Genomic DNA, 26,901 nt, shown 5'->3' on the forward strand with positions numbered 1-26,901 from the left:
TAACTCCCTTCAAAACACACTCACTAATCTTAACCTTTAGGAATGGCTTCTATAAGCTTCTTTGTATATTCCTTTTGAGGGTTAGCATACAATGCATCAGCATCAGCAATTTCCTCAATTTTCCCTTTGTTCATTACTAAAACCTGGTCACTCATGTATTTTACCACCGCTAAATCATGTGAAATGAAGATGTAGGTAAAACCAAAATTCTCTTTTAGCTCGTTTAACAGGTTTAAAACCTGCGCCTGCACCGATATGTCCAAAGCCGAAACTGATTCGTCACAAACAATCAATTTGGGCTGTAGCGCAATAGTTCGAGCTATTCCTATTCTTTGTCTTTGTCCGCCAGAAAATTCATGCGGATAACGGTTAAAAAACTCGCCTCCGAGTCCTACTCTTTCAAGGATTTCAATAGTCTTGGCTTTTCTTTCTTTATCATTTTTATATAAACCATGAACTTGCATTGGCTCCATAATGGCTTTTCCAACTGGTATTCTAGGATTCAACGAAGAATACGGATCTTGAAAAATAATCTGTATTTCTTTTCTGAGTTTTTTGACTTCAGCGTTCCCTAATTTAGTAATGTCTTGCCCACGATATAAAATCTGCCCAGATGTAGCTTTGTCTAATTGCAATATAGCATTTCCTAATGTCGACTTACCGCAACCACTTTCCCCTACCAATCCTAAAGTTTCGCCTTCATACAACTTGAAGCTGACGTCATTTACTGCTTTAAAACCTGACTTTTTTCCAAAGAAACCAGCTGTAGAAAAATACTCTTTTTCTACATTAATAACTTCTAAAATGGGTTGCTGACTGTATAGTTGATCATGGAATTGAGCTCTATCCACCGGAGTCACAATTTCTGAATTTATGTTGTCACTTAAAAAATCCTGAATGGTGGGCAATCGTTTCAAACGAACGTCTAACGATGGTCTTGAAGCGATTAAAGCTTTAGTATAATTGTGTTCCGGATTTTTAAAAATTTGTTTTACTTCACCCTGTTCTACAATCTCACCTTTATACATCACTAAAACACGGTGTGCAATCTCAGAAACCAGAGACAAATCATGGGATATAAAAATGATACTCATTCCTGTTTCCTGTTGAATGTCTTTCAACAATTGAATAATTTCTTTTTGAACCGTAACATCAAGCGCGGTTGTAGGCTCGTCAGCTATCAATAACTGTGGTTTACAAGCAATAGCCATGGCAATCATGACACGCTGTTTTTGTCCACCAGAAATTTCATGGGGATATTTGCCGAATAATATTTCAGGCTCTGGCAGTTTTACCTTTTCAAATAGTGAAAGTGTTTCTGCCTTAGATTCTGATTTAGATAATTTTGTGTGTTGCAATAGAATTTCCTGAACTTGAAAACCACATTTCAATGATGGATTAAGTGAACTCATCGGTTCTTGAAAAATCATGGCGATCTCATTCCCACGAAGGTTCTGTAGTTCTCTTTCGCTCAAATGCGCTACATTTTTCCCATCAAAAACGATTGTACCTTCAGAAATCTTAGAAATATGCGCCGGTAACAATCCCATAATAGCTAAAGAAGAAACAGACTTTCCTGAACCTGATTCACCTACGATTCCCAGAATTTCATTTTCATGCAAGTCATAACTGATGTTTTTTATAACAGCGTTATAACCCCCTTCCTTTTTGAAAGAAATTTCCAGATTATTTATCGAAAGTAAAGGTTTGTTCATGACGACAAAAGTAACAATTTAACCGTAATATTGATCTAAATGTTGAAAACTGGCAGCGGAAATCTCATTTAAACATGAATAATCTCATCATCTATCAACAAATCTTCTCTTCTCAGTCTTAGAAAAATTTGGGCAACGGCAATAGTGTCTTTTTCACAGTAAGTTACGATGCGGTCGATATCTTTATCCACATAAAAAACATGCCCTACCTGACTGCCGTCAATATCCCCTTTTGGCGAAGGAATCCCTAGTACTTTACACAGTAGTTTTAAAGAGGTAAAATGTTTGTAATCTCCGAATTTCCATAACTCCAAGGTATCCAAATGCGGAATTTCCCATGGTTTTTTTCCAAATAAATTCAGTTTATTAGGAATAGGAATTTGGTTTATGATCATTCTTCTGGCTATAAATGGAATATCAAACTCCTTCGCGTTATGTCCGCACAAAATATGTTGCGGCTGATTGAAATGTGTATTTAGCAGATTATTGAAATCTTTTAGAATCTTAGTTTCTTCACCAAAAAAAGAGGTCACCCGAAAATTTCGGATATCGCCTTTGGTGACAAAAAACCCGACAGAAATGCATACGACTTTCCCGAATTCGGCCCAAATTCCAGCTCGATCATAGAAACCCTCTGGAGTATGCTCCTCTTTTCGTTGGTATTGGGTTTTTTGTTCCCACAATTCTTTCATCTCTGAATCTAATTCGCTGAAATCAGCGGTTTCAGGCACTGTTTCAATGTCTAAGAACAGTATGTTGTCAAGACGGATTTTTTCAATCATAGCTCAGTATATTAAAATAAACTTTGTTGCGTTGTTGGGTTCTCGTGTTCCAGTAGCCATTTTTTGCGCCATAAACCTCCTGCATAACCAGTCAGCGAACCATTAGTACCAATGACTCTATGACAGGGAACAACAATCCACAATGGATTTTTCCCATTAGCGGAAGCCACAGCACGAATGGCCTTGACATCACCTAAAATTTTGGACTGTTCCATATATGTTCTGGTTTCTCCGTAGGGAATTTCTAACAATGATTTCCACACTTTTTGCTGAAACTCAGTTCCCTTTGGGTTCACCTTAAAAGTGAAATTGTTTCTTTTCCCTTCGAAATATTCATTAAGCTGAACTACAGCATTTACCAAAATTGCTGGAACTATTTCCGAAGCTTCTCCCTCGTCAGAAACTGAAATTACTGAAACGCCATTTTTGTCCCCTATAATTGTAGCGATCCCTAAAGTCGTTTTGATGTAAGCTGTTTCCATTGAATAAAAATAATAAATTAAAGCATTTAATACACATAGAAAGCTTAAAGTTCGCAAAGCGGTTATTTTGAAAGTATTGAAAACAGAAAAACCACTCGCTTTCGCAAATGGTTTTGTTTTTTAGCCCTGATGGCAGTGGCATCCTTTTTTTGCCTTCTTTAGGCAAGGAAAGATATAACGAACAGCAGGAATTAGCTCCTAATTGTACTGAACCAAGCCCAGCGGAATCTCTTATTGTAAATTACTATAAATATACGCTTCTAAGCCTTTTAGCTCTTCATCAGACATTGCTTTTGTAATAACGAAATTAGCTTTCATAATTTCATATTGCGCAGGATCGACAATAGGCTCTCCCTCTCCTTTCAAAAACGTAACTATATCTGCGTTTTTATCTTTATAAATTTTCGCAATATCCTGAACGCTAGGTCCTATTAATTTTTTATCAACTTGATGGCACGACACACAGTTTCCTTTTCCTTGGAAGATAGTTTCCCCCAGTTTTTCTGGTGTCTGCACTTCAGCTTGCATTCCTTCTGATGCTGCCGCTTCATTGGCAACTGCTTCCTCTTGTTTTCCAAAAGATTCCTCTTCCTTATTTTTACAAGATAAGGCTAAGAAAACCATTGCTAATACTATTATTTTTTTCATGATATAAGTGTTTATTTTCTCAAAGTTAGACTAATAATACTTCCTAAATGGTACGAATTATCATCTAATTTAAAATCTATGACTTCATTACTTACTTAAAAGTATCGCAGCTTCCTTTGCAAAATAGGTTGAGATCAGACTTGCTCCAGCGCGCTTGATACACATCAATTGCTCCATCATGATTTTATCATGATCTAACCAACCCCTTTCGGCAGCGGCCTTGATCATCGCATACTCACCAGAAACATGGTAAACCGTTACGGGAACATTTACCGCATTTTTTACTTCCCGAACGATGTCTAAATAAGCAATTCCGGGTTTCACCATTACCATATCAGCACCTTCTTCGACATCCCAAAGAGCTTCTTTAATAGCTTCTATGCGATTTGCATAGTCCATTTGGTATGTTTTTTTATCCATGGGAATTACTACATCTGATTCTCTTGGCGCGCTGTCTAAAGCATCACGAAAAGGTCCGTAAAATGCAGAAGCATATTTAGCTGAATAACTCATGATTCCCACATTAGGATAACCAGCAGCATCCAAGCCTTCACGCAAACGCAGTACACGTCCATCCATCATGTCAGATGGTGCTACGAAATCGGCGCCAGCCTCTGCATGAGAAACTGCCATTTTTACCAAAGCTGTATTTGTTGAATCATTTTCTACATCGCCATTTGCTATGATTCCGTCATGACCATAAATTGAATATGGATCCAAAGCTACATCCGGCATAACAATCATTTCTGGACATGCCGTTTTGATGGCGCGAATTGCATTTTGCATCAATCCGTCTTTATTCCAAGCTTCTTTTCCTGTATTGTCTTTTAAGTTTTCGCTTACCTTAACGTATATGTTAATCGCACGAATCCCTAAAGCATATATTTCTTGCACTTCTTTTACCGTTAAATCAATCGAACGACGAAAGATTCCTGGCATAGAACCAATTTCTACTTCTACGTTTTCACCTTCAGCAATAAACATGGGAAACATAAAATCGGATGGACTTAAACTAGTTTCACGAACTAGACTTCTGATGGATTCATTGGTTCTTAATCTTCGACCTCTTTGTAATGGGAACATAATATTTTTAGTTTAAAGTTTCAGGTTTAAAATGTTTATTGTTAAACCCATTTAAAATTTAAAATTCAGCAGTCAAAATAAACTATACCCAATCTCTCAAGTTTTCTAATACGCTTACTAATTTCTCTTCTTCGCTTCCAGCTTCTGCATGATGATCATACACCCATTGTACATTTGGTGGTAAACTCATCAGGATACTCTCAATTCTTCCGTTGGTTTTTAAGCCAAATAAAGTGCCTTTATCATGAACCAAATTAAACTCAACGTAACGGCCACGACGGATTTCCTGCCATGTTCGTTGTTCATCTGTGTATGGTAAATTTTTTCTTTTCTCTACAATTGGAACATAAGCCTGAAGGAAACTGTTTCCCACTTCAGATACAAAATGGAACCAATCTTGCATTTTAATTCCCTCTGTCTCTTTGCAATAATCGAAAAACAACCCTCCTATTCCACGTGCTTCGTTGCGATGTGCATTCCAGAAATAGGCATCGCATTGTTTTTTATATTTTGGATAAAAGTCCAAATTGTGTTTATCACAGGCCGTTTTACAGGTTTGATGAAAATGGATTGCATCTTCTTCAAACAAATAATAAGGCGTTAAATCTTGTCCACCGCCAAACCATTGCTGAATAACATTCCCGTTATCATCGTACATTTCAAAATAACGCCAGTTGGCATGAACCGTAGGCACCATTGGATTCTTTGGATGTAAAACTAAACTTAGTCCACAGGCAAAAAAATCAGCTTCGCCTACATTAAACATCTTTTGCATGGCTTCTGGCAACTTTCCGTGAACGGCTGAGATATTCACTCCGCCTTTTTCAAAAACTTTACCGTTTTCAATCACACGAGTTCTTCCTCCGCCACCTTCCAGACGTTCCCAAAGGTCTTCACGGAATTTAGCTTGACCATCAACCGCTTCTAAACCAGCGACAATAGTGTCTTGAAGATTTTGTATGTATGTAAAAAATTGTTCTTTCATTGTAATTTATAATTTGACAGCAGCAATTTTACTAATTATTTCAAATGAAAACGTCTTACTATCTATTTGAATATGATTATAAATAGCAATTGCTTTTACCGAAAAATCATATTGATTACTTTTAGAATAGGCGATTAAAAAGTCGGCGAATTGTTCTTTTTGAGCCCAATCCATTTCGTATTTATCTAACAATTGAATCAAATTTTTTTCTTCAATTTGATCCAAAATCACAGTTGTTAGATCGAAATCAGTCAGTTGACTGTCAATTAAACTGGTATCTTCAATATTCCAAAATTTAGGCACAAAAACCAAAGAAAGTAAAGTGCTCAACATATTGTCGATCTTTACTTTCTTCTCGTCTCTTAATCCTTTATTTAGCATCTGCTACTATTGGTTGTATTCTTTCACAGCATCGATAAATGCTTTAGCGTGATCAACAGGAATATTTGGTAAAATACCGTGACCTAAATTCACGATGTATTTGTCTTTTCCGAATTCGTCAATCATTTCATGCACCATTTTCTTGATAACAGGAATTGGAGACAATAGTCTTGACGGATCAAAATTTCCTTGCAATGTGATGTTTCCACCAGATAAATATCTTGCGTTTCTTGGAGAACAAGTCCAGTCAACTCCTAATGCAGAAGCGCGACTTTTTCCCATTTCACCAAGAGCGAACCAACATCCTTTTCCGAAAACAATAACCGGAGCATCATCAGCTAATGCTTCAACGATTTGGTTAATGTATTTCCAAGAGAATTCTTGATAATCTACTGGAGATAACATTCCGCCCCAAGAGTCAAAAATTTGAACGGCATCTACTCCTGATTTTACTTTTTCTTTTAGGTATAAAATAGTGGTATCCGTAATTTTTTGCAATAAAACATGCGCTGCTTCTGGGTGCGAAAAACAAAATCCTTTAGCTTTATCAAAGCTTTTAGATCCTTGTCCTTCTACTGCGTAACACATGATTGTCCACGGTGAACCTGCGAAACCAATTAATGGTACCTCATCATTCAACATTTCTTTAGTCAATTTAATGGCCTCAAAAACGTACCCTAAAGTTTCGTGAACATCAGGAACGATTACTTTCTCGACATCTTGAATCGTACGAATAGGATGTGGCAAATACGGACCAAAATTAGGTTTCATTTCTACTTCAATCCCCATTGCTTGAGGAATTACCAAGATATCCGAGAATAAAATAGCCGCATCCGGAGCAATTCTACGAATAGGCTGAACCGTGATTTCGGCAGCTAATTCTGGAGTTTGACAACGAGTAAAAAAATCATATTTATCACGCAATGCAATAAATTCAGGCAAATATCTACCCGCTTGACGCATCATCCAAACTGGCGGACGCTGTACTGTTTCTCCTTTTAATGCTCTTAAAAATAAGTCGTTCTTGATCATGTTTTATATTTTATCTAATGGCTCAGTGCTTTCTTCTGTATTATAATATGCTATAACTTCAACAATTACATCTTCAATTGTTGGTATTTCGGCAATTACAATATTTTTAACTTTATTTAATTCTAATGATTTTGCGGTAGTATTTCCTACGCAAAAACAAACTTCGTTCTTGATTTTATTATTTGTCAAATAACTTTCAACGGCAGATGGACTAAAAAATAGAATTCCATCAAAATTTTCCTGCTCTGATATTTTGAAAGGCGCTAACTTGGTTTCGTAGACCTCTATTTCATTAAAAGTTATTCCTGCATTTTTTAATGCTTCTGGCAAAGTCTCTTTGCGCAAATTTCCGCTTAAAAAAGTATAGCTTTCTTTGTTGTAAATTAAAGTGATTATTTCAGCTAATTCAGATGCGTAGTCTAAATAGACATCCACAGTGAAACCATTTGCTTCTAGTAATTCTTTAGTTTTAATCCCCACACAAAATACAGGTTTCGCCTTTAGAACTTCCCAACCGCTTTGTTCGATCAAACTTAAAACAGCATTTTGGCTACTAAAAATCAAGTTGTTATTGATTGAATTCAGTTCAAAAAGGTTATTTTTAATTTCGATGAAGTCTTGCTCTAAAAGATCAAAATTAGCATCAAGAAATACTTGTCTTTGTTCTTCCGACAATGTTTTGGTGGATAAAATGCTCGTTTGACTCATTATTTCTTTAAATTATTTTTAATTTCTGTCATCAATTTTGCTCCACCATTATTCAAGACTTCCTGAGCCGAATAAAATCCTAGCTTCTTCCACTCTTCGATGGGAACAATTTTGTCGATTTCAATCTTTTCTTTTCCGTCAAGCGAAAATAAAACTCCTTGAAAATGAATGGTATCTTCATCATCATTATAAATTGCTAAAGCTCCGATTGGCGCTGTACAGCCTCCTTCAAGAGTTTTAAGAAACTGACGTTCTATATAGGTTACAATTTCAGTCTCAATATCATTTAACTGTGATAAAGCATCTCGTGTAAAAGCATCGTTTTGCATGGCAACTACCACCATTGCTCCTTGAGCGGGAGCCGGAATCATCCAATCTAAATTGATGAAATTCTCTGGTTTCAAATTAATACGCTCTAATCCTGCGGCTGCAAATACAGCCCCATTCCAATCGCCTTCATTGAGTTTTTTCATGCGTAAATTTACATTTCCACGCAAATCAACTACTTTATGTGAAGGATATTTATTAAGCCATTGTGCCTGACGGCGCAAACTACCTGAAGCAATAGTTCCTGATTCATTCAGAAAATCAAGATTGCCTTTGTGAACTAAAATATCTAATGTACTGGCTCTTTCCAAAACAGCGGCTTGTACAATCCCTATGGGTAATACCGTAGGAACGTCTTTCATGGAATGCACCGCAATATCAACATCGCCATTAATCATAGCAACATCGAGTGTTTTAGTAAAAATCCCTGTGATTCCGAGCTCGTAAAGAGGCTTATCGAGAATAATATCTCCTGTTGACTTTACGGCTATGATTTCTGTTTTGTATCCTAAATCATTTAGCTTTTTTTCTACTGTATGGGCTTGCCAAAGTGCTAGTTCGCTATCGCGCGTCCCTATTTTTATTGTTTTTTCTGCCATTATTTTGCTATAGCGCCAATTTTGAATACTTTTTCGATCCACTCAATGCTTTCGTCCACCATGGTGTTGTCATCTTTTAAGTGATTGGCAAAGTGTGTTGTTATTTTTTGAATGATTCTACTGCTAATAATTTCTGCTTGTTCTTCATTGAAATCGACAATTTTTTTACTTTGAAAATTCAATTCCGATGTTTTGATGGCGTTCAGTTTTTCTTTTAAAGCATGAATAGTAGGAGCAAATTTCCGACCTTTAGTCCAAACATTAAACTCTTCCTTTATTTCTTCGATAATAGCTTCCGCCGCTGGAATATGATTTTTTCTATTTTCCAAAGTTTCATCCGTAAGTTGCGACAGATAATCCATGTGAATTAAAGTAACCCCGTCTAATGCTTCAACATCTTCATTCACATTTTTAGGAATAGACAAGTCCAAAATTAATAATGGTTTTTTAAGATTTAATATGGCTTTGTCAACTGTTGGGTTTTGAGCACCGGTAGCCACCACCACCACATCTGCTTTTTGAAGTTCCAGATGCAATTCTGAATAATCTTTTACAATTAAATTTAACTTACCTGCTAATCTCTCGGCCTTATCTTTGGTTCTATTGATTAAGGTGATGTGTTCGTTTTTAGTATGTTTAACCAAATTCTCACAAGTATTCCTCCCTATTTTACCAGTTCCAAACAACAAAATATTCTTATTTCCTATATCTTCAACATTCTTGATAATATATTGCACCGCTGCAAATGAAACAGAAGTAGCTCCAGAACTAATCTCCGTATCGTTTTTTATCTTTTTACTAGCTTGGATCACTGCGTTAACCAATCGTTCCATGAAATTGTTAGCCAATCCCATCGCTTTTGATTGTGTAAAGCTGGATCTAATTTGAGATATAATTTCAAAATCGCCCAGGATCTGACTATCTAAACCAGTTCCTACACGGAACATATGACTAATAGCTTCTTGGTTTTTATAGACAAAGCCTACTTTTTGAAATTCTTCAACACTCCCCTTACTGTTTTCACAAATCAACTTTATCAATTGAAAAGGGTGTTCGGCAAATCCGTAAATCTCTGTTCTGTTACAAGTAGAGGTAACAATTAAACTCTCGATTCCTTCGGTTTTTGCTTGCTCCAGCAAACGGGTTTTTGCTAAAACATCCAAGCTAAATTTACCTCTCATTACGGCATCCGCTTTTTTATAGCTTAGTCCAACAGAATAAAAATAGTAATGTTTTAAAAGGTTATTATTTTCCATATAAATACTTTTCCAGAAAGTCGAACAAAATTATCACTATAGTCTTTATAAAAGTAACGCTGTAAGTACTATTTGTGTCGCTGAATGATTTTTTATTTCTAAAGTTCTCTTTATTGGCAAAAAACGTTATTTTTGCACTGAAATCAGGTAATCTTAGGTTGTTAGTTTAGAGTCGTTCTAAATAAACAGCACTTATAACTATCATGTTATTACAAAAAAAATATCGCTATGGGTTCACAAGAAATTATAAAAATAGAAGATGATTTTACATTGATTCGCTTTCAAAATGACGGCACTGAATCATTTAATGCACAACGTGAAGTCAGCAGTGGATTGATTCAATTTCACTTTGGTCTAAAAGGAAGCGCAAAATTCATCTTCAATCAAGGGAATTATGCCTTGGAATTAAAAGAAGAAAAATCCTTGCTTTTATATAATCCCCAAAAAGAGTTGCCTCTAAATTTAGAGTTGGCTCCTAATTCTTGGGTAATATCAGTAATTATTTCCATCAAAAAATTTCATGCGTTGTTTTCTTCAGAAGCGGACTACATCACTTTTTTAAGCGGAGACAATAAAGACAAGAAATACTACAATGAAGGAAAGATTAGCCCATCTATGGCAATTGTTCTTAGTCAGTTGTTTCACTACAGCTTGCACCCTTCAATAAAAAACCTATATTACAAAGGAAAAGGCTACGAGCTATTAAGTTTGTATTTTAACAGAACAGAAGACCCAAATGCGGAACAATGTCCGTTTTTGATTGATGAGGATAATGTTTTAAAAATTAGAAAAGCCAAAGAAATCATTATTGCTAATATGTCCGAACCTCCAGGTTTACAAGAATTAGCTGATGAAATAGGTTTGAATCTGAAGAAACTAAAAATGGGTTTCAAACAAATTTACGGTGATACTGTTTATGGTTTTTTATTTGATTATAAGATGGATTATGCACGAAAGCTGCTCGATAGCGGATCTTATAATGTAAACGAGGTAGGTTTAAAAATTGGCTACAGCACTGGGAGTCATTTTATAGCCGCTTTTAAAAAGAAATTCGCAACAACTCCAAAAAAATATTTGATGTCCATCAATCCAAACACTTAGTTAAGATTGATTTTATATATTAAACAATAAATAAAAAATAGTTAATCCCAATTTATAAAAAGTAACTTTAATTACTTTTACGAAACAAAAAAAGATAAAATGAAAGGTGTATTATTAGTAAATTTAGGTTCTCCTGAAAGTCCAACTCCCAAAGACGTAAAACCGTATTTAGATGAATTTTTAATGGACAAATATGTAATTGACGTTCCATTTTTATTGAGAGCATTACTTGTTCGTGGAATTATTTTGCAAACAAGACCAAAAAAGTCAGCTGCAGCTTACGCAAAAATTTGGTGGGACGAAGGTTCTCCATTAGTGGTGATTTCCAAAAGGATGTTTGCCAAAGTAAAACAGCAAGTGGAAATACCCGTTGCTTTAGCGATGCGTTACGGAAACCCTTCAATATTATCTGGATTACAAGAACTTCGTGATAAAGGAGTTACTGAAGTGCTGCTTTTCCCATTGTACCCTCAACATGCGATGGCTAGTACCACTACCATCTTAGTACTTGCTGAGGAATTACGTAAGAAACATTTTCCTGAAATGAAATTTACATCTGTCCCTGCATTTTATAACAAACCCGATTACTTGCAAAATCTGGCCGATTCAATTAAAGGACATTTACAAGGTTACGATTATGACCATTTGCTATTCTCGTATCACGGGATTCCAGAGCGTCACATTCGTAAGACAGACATAACCAAATCACATTGCAAAATAGATGGTTCTTGTTGCAACACGCCTTCGCCAGCGCACGAATTTTGTTACCGTCATCAATGTTATGAAACTACAAAACAAGTCGTAAAATTACTTGGAATTCCAGAAGGAAAATACAGTCAAACATTTCAATCACGATTAGCAGGAGATAAATGGTTGACTCCCTATACTGACGTTGAAGTAAATAAAATGCCTGAAAAAGGAATAAAAAAACTAGCCGTTGTAACCCCTGCTTTTGTATCTGATTGCTTAGAAACACTAGAAGAAATTGCAATGGAAGCCAACCATGAATTTAAAGTACATGGTGGAGAAGAATTCTTAGCAATTCCTTGTTTAAATGATGGAGATGACTGGTGTAAAACCGTTAGTAAATGGATCAATAATTGGGCAATGTCTAAAAATTTAAACTATTAAATGGCTGTAAGCGCCGAAGAATTAGGAACTCAGGACATCAAGAAACTTTTGCTCAAGCAGGCGGTACCCGCATCTGTAGGGATTTTATTTATGTCTGTCAATATATTAATTGACACCATATTTGTTGGGCAATGGATTGGATCGCTAGCGATTGCTGCGGTGACTGTTGTTTTACCCATCACTTTCTTTATTTCCTCTTTAGGAATGGCAATTGGGGTAGGTGGTGGATCAGTTCTTTCCAGAGCATTAGGCGCTAATAACAAAGAAAAAGCTTTGTTGACTTTTGCCAATCAAATTATGATGACCTTTCTTATGGCATCTGTATTTGTGCTTCTTGGTATGTTTTTTAGTGCTGACATGTTGTTGCTTTTTGGCGCCAAAGGAGCAATTGTAAAACCCGCAACGGAATTCTTTTTCCCCATACTCTTATCCGTTCCTTTCTTAGCGCTTTGCATGATGGGAAATAACATTATACGGGCTGAAGGAAAAGCTAAATTTGCGATGTTTGCAATGATTATTCCCGCTTTTGTCAACATCATACTCGATATCGTTTTTATAAAATTAATGAACTTAGGAATGTTTGGAGCAGCTTTAGCTACTTCTATTTCCTATTTTATGTGCTTTCTTTTCGTCTTATGGTTCTTCATGTATAAAAGTGAACTTAAGTTAAAAACAAGCCATTTTAAATTTAACTTTCCAATTATAAAAGAGATTACAAACCTGAGTTTTGTTACCTTTTCAAGACAAGGTGTTGTGAGTATTCTAGCCATTATCCTTAATCATACTTTATATACGTATGGAGGTGAACATTCGATAGCGGTATATGGAATTATAAGCCGAATGTTAATGTTTGCTTTGTTTCCTGTACTTGGAATTACCCAAGGTTTTATTCCAATTGCTGGTTACAATTATGGCGCTGGAAATTATGAAAGAGTAAAAGAAACCGTAGAAGTATCCATTAAATATGCAGCGCTTTTGGCAGCTATAATATTTGTATTTATACTCGCTTTTGCACAACCAATCGTGGCTGTTTTCACCACAGACTCAAAAGTAATTGCCGAAACTCCAAATGCCCTTAGATGGGTTTTTGCTGCTTCTCCCATAATCGCAATCCAACTAATTGGCGCAGCCTATTTTCAGGCAGCGGGAAAAGCTAAAAAAGCATTATTTCTTACCCTGAGTAAACAAGGATTCTTCTTAATTCCCTTAGTACTTATTCTCCCGAATTTTTTCGGTATTTTTGGAGTATGGGTTTCTTTTCCAATAGCCGATATTTTATCAACAATAATTACTGGGTATTTTCTAAAAAAAGAAATGAACATAAAATTGACAAAACATAACGATGGAATACTATAACTACCTCAAATCATTACACCTCATCTTTGTTATCACTTGGTTTGCAGGTTTATTTTACATTGTACGATTATTTGTTTATCAAATTGAAGCGGCACAAAAGTCCTCGCCAGAAAAAGAAATTTTACAAAAACAATATAAAATAATGACGTACCGCTTGTGGTATATTATCACATGGCCTTCTGCTGTTTTAGCGAGTATATTTGCCTTTTGGATGCTGTTTTTTACGGATCTGGGAGCAGCCTGGTTAAAAATGCCTTGGATGCATGTAAAACTTGGCTTTGTATTTGTGTTGTATTTGTATCATGGCAAATGCCATCAAATATTCAAACAATTGCAAAACAACGAAATAAAACATACGACCAACTTTATGCGCCTTTGGAATGAAGGAGCTACCATAATCCTTTTCTCCGTAGTTTTTTTAGTAGTACTGAAAAATGCATTTAATTGGATTTATGGTGTTGTCGGAATTATTAGTTTTTCCGTTTTGATTATGCTTGGATTTAAATTTTACAAAAAAATTCGAGAAAAAAATCAATCCTAATTATGCTAAAAGGCTTTAAAATATCGATGTTATCATTACGAATTCGGATTTTCCTTTCGATGATCGTCTTGATCATTGTAGCCTCTGTCCTACTCGCTTCCATTTCTATTATTCAATTTAAAAATGAAGCCAAAGAGTACCATCAAGAACGACTAGAACGCAAGGAAAATGCGGTACGGGAACATATTAATTACGTGCTTTCAACAACAACATATCCGCTGACAACTGAAAATCTAGATTTGATTTTCAAGGATAAAATTCATGAACTGGCACACATTCACAACATTGAAATTAACATTTACGGATTGGACGGGAAATTATTAAAGTCTTCCAAAGAATCATTTTCTGTTGATAAAGTTTCACCTCCCATTCCAAAATATATTTTAAAACTCGTTCGTTCCTCAATCGAAAAACGATATGTAGATATCAAAACCGTAAATGGGGTAAAAAACCGATCCTCCTTTACCCAAATTAAAGACGACAAATTCAAACCTTTGGGTGTTTTGAACCTGCCATACTTGGAAGATGACGGTTTCTACGACAAAGAACTAAACAGTTTCTTAATTCGTTTAGGACAGGTTTATTCCTTTATGCTAATTGTGGCTTTTGCATTAGCTTATTTCCTTGCCACTTATATCACGAAGTCATTGAAGACGATTTCTGATCGCTTAAACGAAACTAGTTTGAAGCAAAAAAACAAAAAGATTGTTTTAGAGGCTAGCAGTAAGGAAATAAACTTATTGATCAGCGCCTATAACCGAATGGTGGATGAGCTTGAAATCAGTGCCGTAAAACTAGCACAAAGCGAAAGAGAAGAGGCTTGGCGCGAAATGGCAAAGCAAGTGGCCCATGAAATTAAAAATCCATTAACTCCAATGCGCCTCACTGTGCAGAGTTTTCAAAGAAAATTTGATCCAAATGATCCGGAAATAAAGCAAAAAATGAACGATTATTCGGAAACATTGATTCAACAAATAGACACTATGAATTCTGTTGCATCTGCATTTTCAAATTTTGCCTCTATGCCTGCACAACAAAATGAAACCCTAAACGTCGTGGAGGTAGTTGAATTAGCTTTGGACATTTTCAACGAGGAGTTTATTACCTTTGAAAGTGACGCTACAGAAATTATATCGAAAATAGACCGAACACAACTGATTCGAATCATTACCAATTTAGTCAAAAATGCCATTCAATCCATCCCGGAACAGCAAGTTGACAAAAATGTTTTCGTAAACGTAAAAAAAGAATTAAATAATGTGTTAATTAGCGTTGCCGACAATGGAACGGGAATCAAGCCCGAAGATATAAATCGTATATTCGAATTTAAATTTACCACCAAAAACAGCGGAATGGGTCTGGGTTTGGGTATTATTAAAAACATCATCGAAAATTATAAAGGAACAATTACCTTTGAAACAGAATATGGAAAGGGAACTCAATTTACAGTTTCACTTCCTATAATTAACTCCTAAATCATCACTATGAGCTACAAAAACATCTTAATCACAAAAGAAAACAGTATTGCAACCATAACTATAAACCGCCCTACGAAACTTAACGCATTAAATAAAGAGACTATCGAAGAATTGCATAAAGCTTTTCAGGAATTAGAAAAAAATTATGAAACTCGCGTGGTTATTTTAACCGGTAGTGGCGAAAAAGCATTTGTGGCTGGAGCAGATATTGCTGAATTTTCTGAATTTTCAGTTGAAGAAGGCGTACAATTAGCCGCACAAGGACAAGACATCTTGTTTAATTTTGTCGAAAATCTAAAAATACCAGTAATTGCAGCCGTTAATGGTTTTGCACTTGGTGGCGGACTAGAATTAGCAATGGCTTGTCATTTCAGAATCGCCTCTGACAATGCCAAAATGGGCTTACCAGAAGTGTCTTTAGGCGTTATTCCAGGTTATGGTGGAACACAACGTTTGCCGCAACTAATTGGTAAAGGCCGCGCTATGGAAATGATATTGACAGCCGGAATGGTAACAGCCGAGGATGCGTATAGAATGGGATTAGTGAACAATGTTATTCCACAAGCGGAACTGTTAGATTACTGCAACGGAATTGCCCAAAAAATCATGAGAAACTCCCCTTTGGCTATAAGCAGCGCTATAAAATCGATTAATGCTAATTATAAAGATGGCGAAAACGGTTTTGAGACTGAAATAAAATCCTTTGGAAAATGCTTCGGTACAGAAGATTTTAAAGAAGGAACAACAGCTTTTCTAGAAAAAAGGAAAGCCGTTTTTACTGGCGAATAAACATTTTAATTTTCCTTAAAAATACTTTTAACTGCCTATTTTATGATTATAAAATCCTAGAATAGGCAGTTATTTTTTTTTAAACAAACCTACTTGCCTATCCATTCAGCAAATTTTTTCCTTATTAAGCCGCTATTTTGACTTACAAAAGCTAATTTTGCAAACCATATCCGGAAATATTCAACTAATAAAAATTATGATTATGTCTTTTCAACCTGTATTCGTTCAATTTTGGGAAAAAGTAAAAGAAAGTATCGCAAATGGTACTTATGCTAAATTGACTTTGGCCAAAACAATTGGTGATACTGAATTGAAAAACATCTATGTACGTCCTGTATTATTGGCGAACGATGTTTTCAGCCTTTCCCTTAGTGCTAAGTATAAGACAGAGGAAATTGAGAGTTTCCATACGATTGATGAAGCTTTTTTAGTTTTGACACCGTATTTGAATAATCCATTTTTGACAGCCTTATTGTTTACAACAGAAAATGACATCACTTTTAAACTGAATAAAAAAAGGGTAGCAAGCATTATAGAGCAAGCTCCCACTTTTAAACATGCCTCAGATGTTATAATTGAAATGAAGGCAAAAGGTATTATTTAGCTCCTATTGACAATGGATTTCGAAAGAAACACACCTATTACTTCTCTCCTTCCCATTCCGCATAAAACTGAGATAAAAAACCTTCCATATAGTGGTGTCTTTCCTTTGCAATTTGTTTTCCTGATTCGGTATTCATTTTATCTTTTAGCAGCAGTAACTTTTCATAAAAATGATTCAGCGTGGGCGCCTCATTATTTTTATATTCTTCCTTAGTCATATTAGTGTTCGGGGCGATTTTAGGATCGTAGAGCGCTCTATTCTTAAATCCGCCATAGTTGAATGTTCTTGCGATTCCTATTGCTCCTATCGCGTCTAAACGATCCGCATCTTGCACTATATCCAACTCTATTGAAGTAAATGTTTTTTCGAAATTACCTCCCTTATAGGAAATGTTTTGAATAATTTTTACTACATGGTTGATTATTTCTTGATCTACACTTTCTGATTCCAAAAAAATTCTGGCAGTTTTTGGTCCGATAGCCTCGTCACCATCATGAAATTTACTGTCGGCTATATCATGAAGTAAAGCTCCTAATTTTACAACCGTTACATCACAAACTTCATTTTGTGCTATCAGCATCGCATTTTTATAGACTCTTTCGATATGAAACCAGTCATGCCCGCCTTCTGCATTCTCTAATGTCTCCTTAACGAAAGTGATTGTTTTACTAATTATGTCTGCGTTGTTCATCTTTTTATATTTAAAAAAAAGTTGGTCTTCGAAGTTTTTAAACTTCAAAAACCAACTTTTGTTATTGTTTACTATTTATATAGTCCTTTTTAACTACATTCTAGCTGGTTCTACCCATTTGAAAATATGAGATTCTTGAGGAATTGTCATTCTTTCTGAAATTCTAGCCATTCTTGCTGGTAATTTCATCAGATAATCTCTTGCTTTTTCAGCTTCGTCAGTCAAGCCAGTAATTTTATCAATTTCCCACTTGTCCATTAGTTTTTGCATGATATCAATGTAGTCAGCTGCTGTGTATACACCAATTCGTTGCGCAGAATCAGAAAACTGTTCGAATGCGCTACTTATCTTTTGACCCGACTCTCTCAAGAAATGAGCTGGCATAACGATTTTTTGTTTCATCATGTATTGAAAAGCAATCATCATTTCGCTAGGATCAACCTGAAAAATTCTATTTACAAACTCACTATACGCATGATGATGACGCATTTCATCACCTGCAATCATCTTACACATTTTAGACAATTTGTTATCCCCGTATTTCTTAGCCATTTGAGCTACTCTATTGTGAGAAACATAAGTGGCTAGCTCTTGAAAACTAGTATATACAAAGTTTTTATAAGGGTCTCTTCCTGTACCAATGTCAAATCCATCGTTAATAAGATGCTGAGTAGTCATTTCAATTTCACGCATGTTCACACGACCTGATAAATACAAGTACTTGTTCAACAAATCACCGTGACGATTTTCCTCTCCAGTCCATTGTCTGATCCATTTAGACCATCCGTTTCTTCCCACGTTATCAACTCCGTCAACATCCATCAACCAAGATTCATAAGTAGGTAAAGCTTCTTCAGTGATAGTATCACCCACTAAAGTTACCCAAAAATCATATGGTAAATCTTTTGCAATTTCGCGTAATTCCTTAACCTCATCAAAAAAAGTATCACTCTCTGAGTTGGGTAAAAAATCTGTTGGTTGCCAAATTTTTTCAACTGGTATTAAAAACTGATCAACATAGTTATCAACGTCTTTTTCCAAAAACTGCATAACCTCTAATCGAATATTTTTTATTGACATTTTATTTAAATTAAAATTTAATTCCTTTTACTACTTCACTTTCCGTCTTCTCCATTAACTCAGCAAAATCAAATTCGCTAACCGCTAATGGCTTATGAATTACAAAGGTAAGGCGATTTCCCAAACCTAGTGGAAAAAATCCATGTTTAACCACTTTCCATGAATTATTTATGCTTATTGGAACTACATACGCTGAAGGAGCATACTTACATAATATTTTTAATCCACTTTGTGCAAATTCTTTTGGCTTGCCTGTTTTGCTTCTGGTTCCTTCCGGGAAAATAACTGCCGAACGATTATTTTTTTCGATGTATTCTGCCAGTTTTTTAATCTCTGGGATTGCTTGCTTAGGGTCTTTTCTATCGATCAATGCTGAACCACCATGACGCAAATTAAAAGAAACACTTGGGATTCCTTTTCCGAGCTCTTTTTTACTTACAAATTTACAATGAAACTTGCGCAAAAACCAAATCATTGCAATAATATCGTACATACTTTGATGATTAGACACAAATATTATCGGAGCATCTTTTGGTATGTTGTCTATATTCTGAAATTTATAGGTGGTCCCTATAAGATTCGTGCATTTCACTAAAAAAAAATTGAGGTAGTCAACGCTTACTTTATGAGCATTATATCCAAAAACATTAAAACAAATCCACTGAATAGGATGGAAAATGACCAACGTAAGACCAAAACATAAATAATACACTACAGATATGGGATACGAAATCAGTTTTTCCATGCTTAAAAAATTAGACACCAAAAGTAAGAAATATATTTTTACCGCTATTTAAATCCCAAACAATAATAGGTTTGGGGTTTAATTGTACCTTTGCTGACTAAAATCTTTGCCTTTTAGCCGTAAAAATGAACTTCACTTATCCCAAAAAAGAAAAACTGAAAAGTAAAATCACCATCGGATTATTATTTACTGATGGCAAATCAGTATCTAAATATCCTTTGCGATTGGTATACCATTCTGCTGCGTTAAGTGACGGTCAAAAAATAAAAATGGGAGTTTCTGTTTCCAAAAAGAACTTTAAAAAAGCAGTCGACCGCAATTATTTTAAACGTATTCTTCGCGAAACTTACCGTCTGAACAAACATATACTTATCGATAATCTAGATAGCCCTTGTGCCCTTATGTTGTTTTATCAAACTAAGGACCGCTTGTCCTACGATGAAATTAATACCAAAACAATTCAATTGTTTGAGAAATTCATTGCACAAAATGTAAAAAAAGACGAAACAGATGCGACTACCATTCAGGTAACTGAGTAGCTTCTTATTAAAGATACAAAATTTAGATTTATTTTACACTGTTCCCATTATTGCTGATTTATTCTTAATTTAGTAGCTCTTAATATAAAATATTATGACAACCTTTCTCAAAAAGAAATATATCATCCCCATTATTGCTTCCTTGCTTTTGTTTGTAGGCGCTAGTTTCAAAAACGACTTTTTTGAAATCGCCAAACAAATAGAAATTTTTACGACTCTTTTCAAGGAATTGAATACTAACTATGTTGACGAAACAAATCCTGGAGAACTAATGGACAAGGCCATTACCAGCATGTTGAGTAGCCTAGATCCCTATACTGTTTACTTCAATGAACAAGATGTTTTAAACTTTAAAATAAACAATACGGGAGAGTACACCGGAATAGGGGCTTTAATTACCCGAAAGGCAGATAAATTAATAATCCGGGAAGTTTACAAGGATTTTCCTGCAGATAAAGCTGGCTTTAAAGCTGGTGATGAAATTATCCAAATTGGTGATGTTCTATTGGCCGACTTTAAAGACGATGCTTCTCTACTAATGAAAGGGGCCAAAAACACTAAAATAGTACTGAAATATATACGCCAAAGCAAAATAAATACCGCTGAAATTATACTCACTGAGGTTGCCATAAAATCAGTTCCTTTTTTCTCAAAAATAGATGCCACAACGGGCTATATCGTTTTGTCACGTTTCAATGTGAAAGCAGCATTAGAAACCAAGGAAGCATTAGAAGAACTTAAAAGACAAGGTGCCGAAAGAATCATTTTAGATTTAAGAGGGAACCCAGGAGGATTGCTGAATGAAGCCGTAAACATATGCAATCTCTTTGTGCCAAAAAATGAGGTTATCGTAACCACAAAATCTAAAATTGAAAAACACAACAACACCTACAAGACCAGTTTTGATCCGGTTGACACTCAAATACCATTGGTAATACTAATTAACGGTAAAAGCGCTTCGGCATCAGAGATTGTCTCAGGAGCCTTGCAGGATCTAGATCGGGCTGTTATTGTGGGTAGCAGAAGCTTCGGGAAAGGCTTAGTGCAAAAACCGATTGACTTGACTTACAACACACAACTAAAAGTAACCATCTCCAGGTATTACACGCCATCAGGAAGGTGTATCCAAGCCTTAGATTACGCACATAAAGACAAAAACGGCTTGGCCATCAGAACAGAGGAAAAAAACTACAATACATTCAAAACCCGCAAAGGCAGAACTGTTTATGATGGAGGTGGTATTTTGCCAGACGTACAGCTTGATGAGACAAAGATGAGCCCTATTGCCTCGGCTCTCGTGAAAAATGATGGCATATTTAATTACGCTACCGACTACTATTTTAAAAATCCAAATTTGGGTAATCAAATTCCAAGCTTATCAAACACTGATTACCAAAAATTCAAACAGTATTTAAAAACCCAAAATATCTCTTTTGACACGGAAACAGAATTAGCACTAAAAAACACTTTGGCTGTAGCCAAAAAGGAAAAAATAGATGCCACCATTACTTCAGAATACCAACAATTACTAGCGGCATTACAAAAAAGCGAGGAAACACTATTAGATAAAAATCAAGAGGAAATCAAAATTTTAATTATTGATGAAATTATCAAACGATACCAATATCAGGAGGGTTTGTATCAATATTACACTAAAAACAATTCAGAAATTCAGAAATCCGTCACTCTTTTAAATAATCCTACGGAATATAAAACCATATTGAAGTTGTAATCAATGCTACACTATTTTAAATTAATCGCCTTGATCTCATTTAGCTACCTTACAGCCCAAGGGAAAAAAGTGGAGACCGTTTATTTTGACTTTGACAAATACAGCTTGGAACTTGAACAGCAACAAACTATTCTTGATTTCATAATTCAGGCAGATACTTCTAAAATTGAATCTATTCAAATTTATGGCTATTGCGACGACAGAGGAGATTCTGACTATAATTACAAATTATCAGAAGAGAGAGTCAACACCGTTACAAACATCCTGACTTCACATGGCTTCAATAAAAATAAAATAGTAATTGTTGAAGGTAAAGGACGGGTAATATTGACTGATAATAGTTTTGATAATTTAGCCGAAATACGCTCAAAAAACAGGAGGGTAGATTTACTTATCGTTAGAAAAAATAGTTTTGGAAAAGGAATCTTCAATTCCATTCAGGAAAAACATAATGTGGGAGATCGCATTTACTTTGAGAATATCCAGTTCACTTTAGGCAGTAGTAAACTAAGTTTAAATTCTAAAAAAGAGTTAGATAAAATAGTAGAACAGCTTCAACAAAATAAAAATATAGAATTTGAAATTAGAGGGCATGTTTGCTGTACCCCAAGCTATTATAACGATGCTATTGATCGAGAAACAAACGAAAGACAGCTATCCTTTAATCGCGCAAAAATAGTATTCTGGTATTTAATTTCAAAAAAAGTGAATAGTCTTAGAATGAGCTACAAAGGCTGTGGGAACTCATTCCCCTTAGGTAAAGGGGAAGACATTGACCGAAGAGTAGAGTTTTTAATTACTAAAATATAATTATTCTCTTTTCATATCTATATGTGGGATATCATCTTCTAAATACATTTCGCTGACTTGTACAAAACCATGGCTTTCATAGAATTTTTTCAAATATAGCTGGGCTCCTATCGTAATTTTACTCTCGTTAAAATGCAATTGAACTCCTGCAATAGCTTCTCTCATTAAATTGTGTCCCCATTTTCTATCTCGGTAATTTACATCTACAACTACTCTTCCTATTGAAGCGTTATCAAAGCTTATTCCCGCCTTAAAAAGACGCGCATGGGCAACAATGTTCCCTTCAAACTCACCAAAAAGGTGCAATGCGATCTTATCTTTACCGTCCAGATCAAGATAAACGCAGTTTTGCTCTACTACAAAGATCTCACTTCTCAGTTTCAACAAATCATATAGTTCATTAACCGTTAATGCCTCAAAAGGCTTTATTTTCCATTGTATTGCCATGGATTATTATTATTTAATGTGATTTTTAATTTAAAAGATCGTTTGTTATTACAACCGACTTTATAACGGCTTCCAGCTCAAGCATCATATCTCTTTTTTCTTTTGAAGGAGAGTAACAAAATCCCTCTAGAATCAGTATTCTATCATTTTTTTCATCGACAATAGCATAATTAATGAAAGGTCCAGACATGAAATCATTTTTTAATTCCCAAGTTCCTTTCATTTCATAGGCAACCTTGCCAGTTAGTTCAATCTTGAAAAAATACGGAGCATATGCCTCTTCAGTAATCATATCGGTACCCACCTCTTTCCCATGAATATATTGGACCCCAATAGAATCTCGCATTTTTATAATATTCGAAACTAAATTGTCTTTGTTTTTAATCGAATTAAGCGGCACCTGATAAATTAACAAACTCGTATTCCCGCTTACTATTTCTTTTTTTAACCAAATGAATTTATCTTCCTGAACCATGTATTCATAAGTCGAAGGAATATCTACAGAAATGCCGAATTTACTATTGATGATTTTCGGGTCTAGTAAGGACTTTTTGTTCAGCCTCTGAATCTCATCAATTTCTGTCTTACGAATAGTCTTGATTATTTGAGCACTGTTATTTTCTAAAATAGTCAAAATATCAGCAGCTGTTTTTCCTGTAATATGAAATACATTCTGAGGAAAGGCATACTGGTCATTCTTTATGGCAAATTCATTTTTCTCTGCTTTTTTTACCACAATAATGTTTCGGTTATCAGTCATAAATCCTTCCATCAATTTTACTGGATATTGATTTATGGTAAAAAGTGGTTCCTCCTGTGGCAAGCCAATAACGGGAGAAGCAAACTTATTTCGAATGCTATCTCCAATTTCGCCATTCCACAATTGATCATCAATTATAACCGAAATACTATTGACTTTCCCCGTTGTTTTTCGCGGAAGATCATCGTCTTCCTTTTTACAGGAAAAAAGAAAAACAGGAATAAGCAGAAATAAAAAAAGAGTTTTATTCATTAACGTTAGTCTATAATATATTAATTACTAAATAAAAAAAACACTGGCTTCGAGTTAAAAAAGCAAAAGTATTTATTAGAAGTTTAGCTTTACAGTTTATTTATGTTTTTTAATCGAATGTTTTTAAAATCAATTGGCGAACCTTCATAATTTAAAGAAATCTTACCTTCTTTTGATGATGCTTCTACACATTCATTTACTAATTTTCCATTCAAATATTGCGTGCATTTCCCATTATAAGATTGGATTAGCACTGCATTCCACTCTCCATTAGACATTTCATTATCATCAAATTTAGGTGAAGTCACGCTTGCACCAACCACAATAAATGCACCATTTACAGTCGCAGTTACATTATCTAAAAAAACAAAATCACCAGTACTCTTTTCCTTTATTTGAAATTGAATGCCTTTTGGCCAAATGTGATCCGGAGCATTTGAAGGTATATTATACATCACTCCACTATTTTTTCTATTACTGCCCCTGTATACGTTTTCTGCCATATTCCATCTAAAATCAAAGCTTAATTCAAAATTTTCGTAACTCTTTTTTGTCATTAGATACCCTATGTTGTCGCCATACATCCGTATCATCCCCTCAGAAAAATCATATACTTGAGCAGGAGCAATCCTTTGTTCGCTGTCTTTAGTAATAGCATACCAATCATCCATTTGCAAGCTTTGTTTAACTGCACATGAATTACACAAAAGAAGTAAAGTAAATGCAAAAGTTATTTTTTTGAGCATCGTCTATTTTTATATAATTTTAAAAATATACTCTATTTATCCATTGATTTTTAATTTCATTCCGGGCTTAATTTGTTCACCACGAATATCGTTCCATTTTTTCAAATCTGAAATGGATACCCCAGGATATTTTTTTGCAATACTATATAGCGAATCCCCTTTTTTAACATAGTAATCAGCGCCCTTTTCTAGAGAAATAGTTGCTGGGTTTTTCTTAAAAGAATTGACGGATGCCTTATTAGTGTGAATTGCCAATTGATTTTTAGCTACAATTAAAGTCCTTCCCAAAGCAATACTCTGCCCCGATAAATCATTCCATTCTTTCAAATCTTCTAAAGTTGTCCCGAATTTTTTTGAAATGCTACCCAAGTTATCTCCTTTTTTAACGGTGTATTCAATGTTTCTTAATTCAGGAGCTGAAACAACAACTTCTTTAGTATCCAATTCGCTTTCTGCAAGCTTCAAAGTCATACCAGCCTTAATTGTAGTACTTGAAAGTTGGTTCCACTTTTTAATTTCTTCAATCTTGATATTGTATTTTTCAGCAATCGCATTCAAATTATCTCCTTTACGAACCACATAAAAAGTATTTCTATTAGATGAAACTGTATCTATTTCAGTCTTATTTTTTAATTCAGCTATAACCTCTTTTTGATTATTTAAGATACTTTCCTTAGAAACCGTTTCTAACTTAGCCTCTTCCACGATTGTTTTAATTATGCTTTCTGTTGTGATAATTTTCAAGCTCTTTCCATAAGCGATAGTATTGCTTCGTAATTTATTCCACTTTTTTAACTCAGAAACCTTTACATCATACTTATTAGCAATTGCGCCCAAATTATCTCCTCGTCTAATTTTGTAATACTTTGTTCTAGTATGGGTAATTCTTTGGGTATTTGAATTGATCGTTTCCTTTAAAACTGTCGCCCTAGATTTTCTAAATGGGTTTTCCCTTAGGTCTAATTCATGCTGAACATAGGCATACATTTTGTCTTCATTAGAAGCAAAAACTGCAATTTTCTCCTTCGGCAATCTCAAATAATGGTTTTCATCATTATAAAAAGGAACTACATTTAACTTGTAGGATGGATTCAATATTTGCAGTTGCGCAACAGGAACATCTAATAAGTCTGAAATTTGCTTAAATGACATTTGTTTTTTAACCATGATGGTATCAGTCGAGAAATGTTGCACTAAAGCGCGATCTGGTCTTATTCCATGCTCATTATGATATTCATATAAGTACATCGTCGCTAAAAATGCTGGGACATATCCTCTTGTTTCTCTAGGCAGGTGTTTTCTTATGTTCCAATAATTTTGTTTTCCACCAGAACGTCTGATTGCTTTAGACACATTACCAGGACCCGAATTATAAGAAGCCAAAACCAACTCCCAATCTCCAAAAATAGAATACATATTAGACATGTACTTTGCCGCAGCTGCGGTAGCCTTTAAAGGGTCGCTTCGTTCATCGACATAGGAATCAACCTTTAAATTGTATTGTTTTCCTGTTTGATACATGAATTGCCAAAGTCCAGTAGCGCCTACTCTGGAAACTGCTTTAGGATTAAGTGCTGATTCTACGACAGCCAAATATTTTATTTCTAGGGGAACGTTTTCTTTGGCGAAAGCCTCTTCAAAAATGGGGAAATAGTATTCCGAAATAGCCATTAATCTCTCAAAGGATCTTTTTCTGTACTTCAGATAGGATTTAATTACATTTTCGAGACTCTCGTTGTATTCAATTCTAAAGGGGGATTTCGAATCCATTTCTGCCAATCTCGATTTCAACAATTCAGTAGAAAGCTCGTTGTAATCTACTTTTTGATCAATATCTATATTTTCAATATCATACGAGATGTCATTATACAAGTCTAAATTGGTCAATTCATTCATCCATAAACTATCGACGCAAGCGGCCATATTGTCCTTCTCGAAGGTGTTTTTAATAGAATCTAAATAGGATAAGTTATTCTCTAAAATAACAATTCCTTTGCTTTCGGCAACATTTTGCGAAAACAAAGGAATTGATGCTAATAATAAAAGTGATACTGCGGATTTTTTTATATTCATGCTGTTTTTTTGTCAACCTACTTAAATC

28 protein-coding genes are annotated in these 26,901 nt (G+C 35.0%); 10 read left to right on the top strand and 18 right to left on the bottom strand.

The genetic code is table 11. From position 1 onward, the window contains the following. Positions 1-29: 29 nt before the first annotated feature. From HJ01_RS02785 to hemA, 11 genes are all read right to left on the bottom strand, one after another. Positions 30-1,715: an ABC transporter ATP-binding protein gene (locus HJ01_RS02785; protein ID WP_007136761.1), complete on the bottom strand. Its 1,686-nt coding sequence runs from the start codon at positions 1,713-1,715 to the stop codon at positions 30-32. Between the two features lie 68 nt (positions 1,716-1,783). After that, complete coding sequence (locus tag HJ01_RS02790) at positions 1,784-2,497, bottom strand: 3'-5' exonuclease (protein WP_007136762.1); 714 nt, start codon at positions 2,495-2,497, stop codon at positions 1,784-1,786. Positions 2,498-2,508: 11 nt separating this feature from the next. Continuing rightward, positions 2,509-2,979 (bottom strand): methylated-DNA--[protein]-cysteine S-methyltransferase, encoded by a 471-nt coding sequence (locus tag HJ01_RS02795; protein ID WP_007136763.1) that lies wholly within the window; start codon positions 2,977-2,979, stop codon positions 2,509-2,511. A 231-nt stretch (positions 2,980-3,210) separates the two neighbouring features. Then, positions 3,211-3,627, bottom strand: coding sequence for a c-type cytochrome (locus tag HJ01_RS02800; protein WP_007136764.1), 417 nt, complete (start codon positions 3,625-3,627; stop codon positions 3,211-3,213). An 87-nt stretch (positions 3,628-3,714) separates the two neighbouring features. After that, positions 3,715-4,710, bottom strand: coding sequence for a porphobilinogen synthase (gene hemB, locus HJ01_RS02805; protein ID WP_007136765.1), 996 nt, complete (start codon positions 4,708-4,710; stop codon positions 3,715-3,717). Positions 4,711-4,792: 82 nt separating this feature from the next. Further along, positions 4,793-5,695, bottom strand: a complete 903-nt coding sequence (gene hemF, locus HJ01_RS02810) for an oxygen-dependent coproporphyrinogen oxidase (protein ID WP_007136766.1) — start codon at positions 5,693-5,695, stop codon at positions 4,793-4,795. Between the two features lie 6 nt (positions 5,696-5,701). Beyond that, positions 5,702-6,076 carry a hypothetical protein gene (locus tag HJ01_RS02815; protein WP_007136767.1) on the bottom strand — a complete coding sequence of 125 codons (375 nt, stop codon included), beginning with the start codon at positions 6,074-6,076 and terminating at the stop codon, positions 5,702-5,704. Between the two features lie 6 nt (positions 6,077-6,082). Continuing rightward, positions 6,083-7,108: a uroporphyrinogen decarboxylase gene (hemE, locus tag HJ01_RS02820; protein ID WP_007136768.1), complete on the bottom strand. Its 1,026-nt coding sequence runs from the start codon at positions 7,106-7,108 to the stop codon at positions 6,083-6,085. Positions 7,109-7,111: 3 nt separating this feature from the next. Beyond that, the gene (locus tag HJ01_RS02825; RefSeq protein ID WP_007136769.1) at positions 7,112-7,816 is read right to left on the bottom strand and encodes a uroporphyrinogen-III synthase; all 705 of its coding nucleotides are present in this window, start codon (positions 7,814-7,816) and stop codon (positions 7,112-7,114) included. Next, entirely contained in the window at positions 7,816-8,742 is a 927-nt protein-coding gene (hemC, locus tag HJ01_RS02830) for a hydroxymethylbilane synthase (RefSeq protein WP_007136770.1), read from the bottom strand. Before hemC ends, HJ01_RS02825 begins: the two co-directional genes overlap by 1 nt. Continuing rightward, positions 8,742-9,998, bottom strand: coding sequence for a glutamyl-tRNA reductase (hemA, locus tag HJ01_RS02835; RefSeq protein ID WP_007136771.1), 1,257 nt, complete (start codon positions 9,996-9,998; stop codon positions 8,742-8,744). The genes hemC and hemA overlap by 1 nt, the downstream gene beginning before the upstream one ends. Before the next feature lie 228 nt (positions 9,999-10,226). Between hemA and HJ01_RS02840 the strand changes: the two genes are divergently transcribed. The 7 genes from HJ01_RS02840 (at position 10,227) to HJ01_RS02870 (ending at position 16,998) form a co-directional block, all read left to right on the top strand. After that, positions 10,227-11,099: an AraC family transcriptional regulator gene (locus tag HJ01_RS02840; RefSeq protein WP_007136772.1), complete on the top strand. Its 873-nt coding sequence runs from the start codon at positions 10,227-10,229 to the stop codon at positions 11,097-11,099. Between the two features lie 99 nt (positions 11,100-11,198). Further along, on the top strand, positions 11,199-12,230 hold the full coding sequence (gene hemH, locus HJ01_RS02845) for a ferrochelatase (protein WP_007136773.1): 1,032 nt from the start codon (positions 11,199-11,201) through the stop codon (positions 12,228-12,230). Then, complete coding sequence (locus HJ01_RS02850; protein WP_007136774.1) at positions 12,231-13,586, top strand: MATE family efflux transporter; 1,356 nt, start codon at positions 12,231-12,233, stop codon at positions 13,584-13,586. It begins immediately after the preceding gene. Beyond that, positions 13,573-14,127, top strand: a complete 555-nt coding sequence (locus tag HJ01_RS02855; protein WP_007136775.1) for a CopD family protein — start codon at positions 13,573-13,575, stop codon at positions 14,125-14,127. The genes HJ01_RS02850 and HJ01_RS02855 overlap by 14 nt, the downstream gene beginning before the upstream one ends. A gap of 59 nt (positions 14,128-14,186) precedes the next feature. Continuing rightward, entirely contained in the window at positions 14,187-15,602 is a 1,416-nt protein-coding gene (locus tag HJ01_RS02860; RefSeq protein ID WP_081478697.1) for a sensor histidine kinase, read from the top strand. 9 nt (positions 15,603-15,611) lie between these two features. Then, entirely contained in the window at positions 15,612-16,394 is a 783-nt protein-coding gene (locus HJ01_RS02865; RefSeq protein ID WP_007136777.1) for an enoyl-CoA hydratase/isomerase family protein, read from the top strand. A gap of 202 nt (positions 16,395-16,596) precedes the next feature. Beyond that, positions 16,597-16,998, top strand: coding sequence for a hypothetical protein (locus HJ01_RS02870; RefSeq protein ID WP_007136778.1), 402 nt, complete (start codon positions 16,597-16,599; stop codon positions 16,996-16,998). Positions 16,999-17,035: 37 nt separating this feature from the next. Here the strand turns inward: HJ01_RS02870 and HJ01_RS02875 are convergent, their stop codons facing one another. From HJ01_RS02875 to HJ01_RS02885, 3 genes are all read right to left on the bottom strand, one after another. Further along, positions 17,036-17,689, bottom strand: a complete 654-nt coding sequence (locus tag HJ01_RS02875) for an HD domain-containing protein (protein ID WP_007136779.1) — start codon at positions 17,687-17,689, stop codon at positions 17,036-17,038. A gap of 93 nt (positions 17,690-17,782) precedes the next feature. Beyond that, on the bottom strand, positions 17,783-18,769 hold the full coding sequence (locus HJ01_RS02880) for an acyl-ACP desaturase (protein WP_007136780.1): 987 nt from the start codon (positions 18,767-18,769) through the stop codon (positions 17,783-17,785). A 10-nt stretch (positions 18,770-18,779) separates the two neighbouring features. Beyond that, positions 18,780-19,514, bottom strand: a complete 735-nt coding sequence (locus tag HJ01_RS02885) for a lysophospholipid acyltransferase family protein (protein ID WP_040473635.1) — start codon at positions 19,512-19,514, stop codon at positions 18,780-18,782. Positions 19,515-19,639: 125 nt separating this feature from the next. On the opposite strand from HJ01_RS02885, the gene HJ01_RS02890 reads away from it, so the two are divergent. The 3 genes from HJ01_RS02890 to HJ01_RS02900 all read left to right on the top strand — a co-directional run bounded on the left by HJ01_RS02890 (position 19,640) and on the right by HJ01_RS02900 (position 22,595). Next, on the top strand, positions 19,640-20,053 hold the full coding sequence (locus HJ01_RS02890) for a ribonuclease P protein component (RefSeq protein ID WP_007136782.1): 414 nt from the start codon (positions 19,640-19,642) through the stop codon (positions 20,051-20,053). A 94-nt stretch (positions 20,054-20,147) separates the two neighbouring features. After that, complete coding sequence (locus tag HJ01_RS02895) at positions 20,148-21,785, top strand: S41 family peptidase (RefSeq protein WP_007136783.1); 1,638 nt, start codon at positions 20,148-20,150, stop codon at positions 21,783-21,785. Positions 21,786-21,788: 3 nt separating this feature from the next. Next, positions 21,789-22,595: an OmpA family protein gene (locus tag HJ01_RS02900; RefSeq protein WP_040473636.1), complete on the top strand. Its 807-nt coding sequence runs from the start codon at positions 21,789-21,791 to the stop codon at positions 22,593-22,595. On the opposite strand, the gene HJ01_RS02905 is transcribed toward HJ01_RS02900, so the two are convergent. From HJ01_RS02905 to HJ01_RS02920, 4 genes are all read right to left on the bottom strand, one after another. Continuing rightward, positions 22,596-23,042, bottom strand: a complete 447-nt coding sequence (locus tag HJ01_RS02905; RefSeq protein ID WP_007136785.1) for a GNAT family N-acetyltransferase — start codon at positions 23,040-23,042, stop codon at positions 22,596-22,598. It abuts the gene before it with no gap. A gap of 25 nt (positions 23,043-23,067) precedes the next feature. After that, positions 23,068-24,054 (bottom strand): DUF4837 family protein, encoded by a 987-nt coding sequence (locus HJ01_RS02910; protein WP_007136786.1) that lies wholly within the window; start codon positions 24,052-24,054, stop codon positions 23,068-23,070. A gap of 89 nt (positions 24,055-24,143) precedes the next feature. Then, positions 24,144-24,800, bottom strand: coding sequence for a DUF1080 domain-containing protein (locus HJ01_RS02915; protein WP_040473637.1), 657 nt, complete (start codon positions 24,798-24,800; stop codon positions 24,144-24,146). Between the two features lie 36 nt (positions 24,801-24,836). Beyond that, a complete protein-coding gene (locus tag HJ01_RS02920) occupies positions 24,837-26,873 on the bottom strand; it encodes a LysM peptidoglycan-binding domain-containing protein (RefSeq protein WP_007136788.1) in 2,037 nt (678 codons plus the stop codon). Between the last annotated feature and the right edge of the window lie 28 nt (positions 26,874-26,901).

Origin of the sequence: Flavobacterium frigoris PS1 (genome assembly GCF_000252125.1) — a bacterium.
Lineage (GTDB): Bacteria > Bacteroidota > Bacteroidia > Flavobacteriales > Flavobacteriaceae > Flavobacterium > Flavobacterium frigoris_A.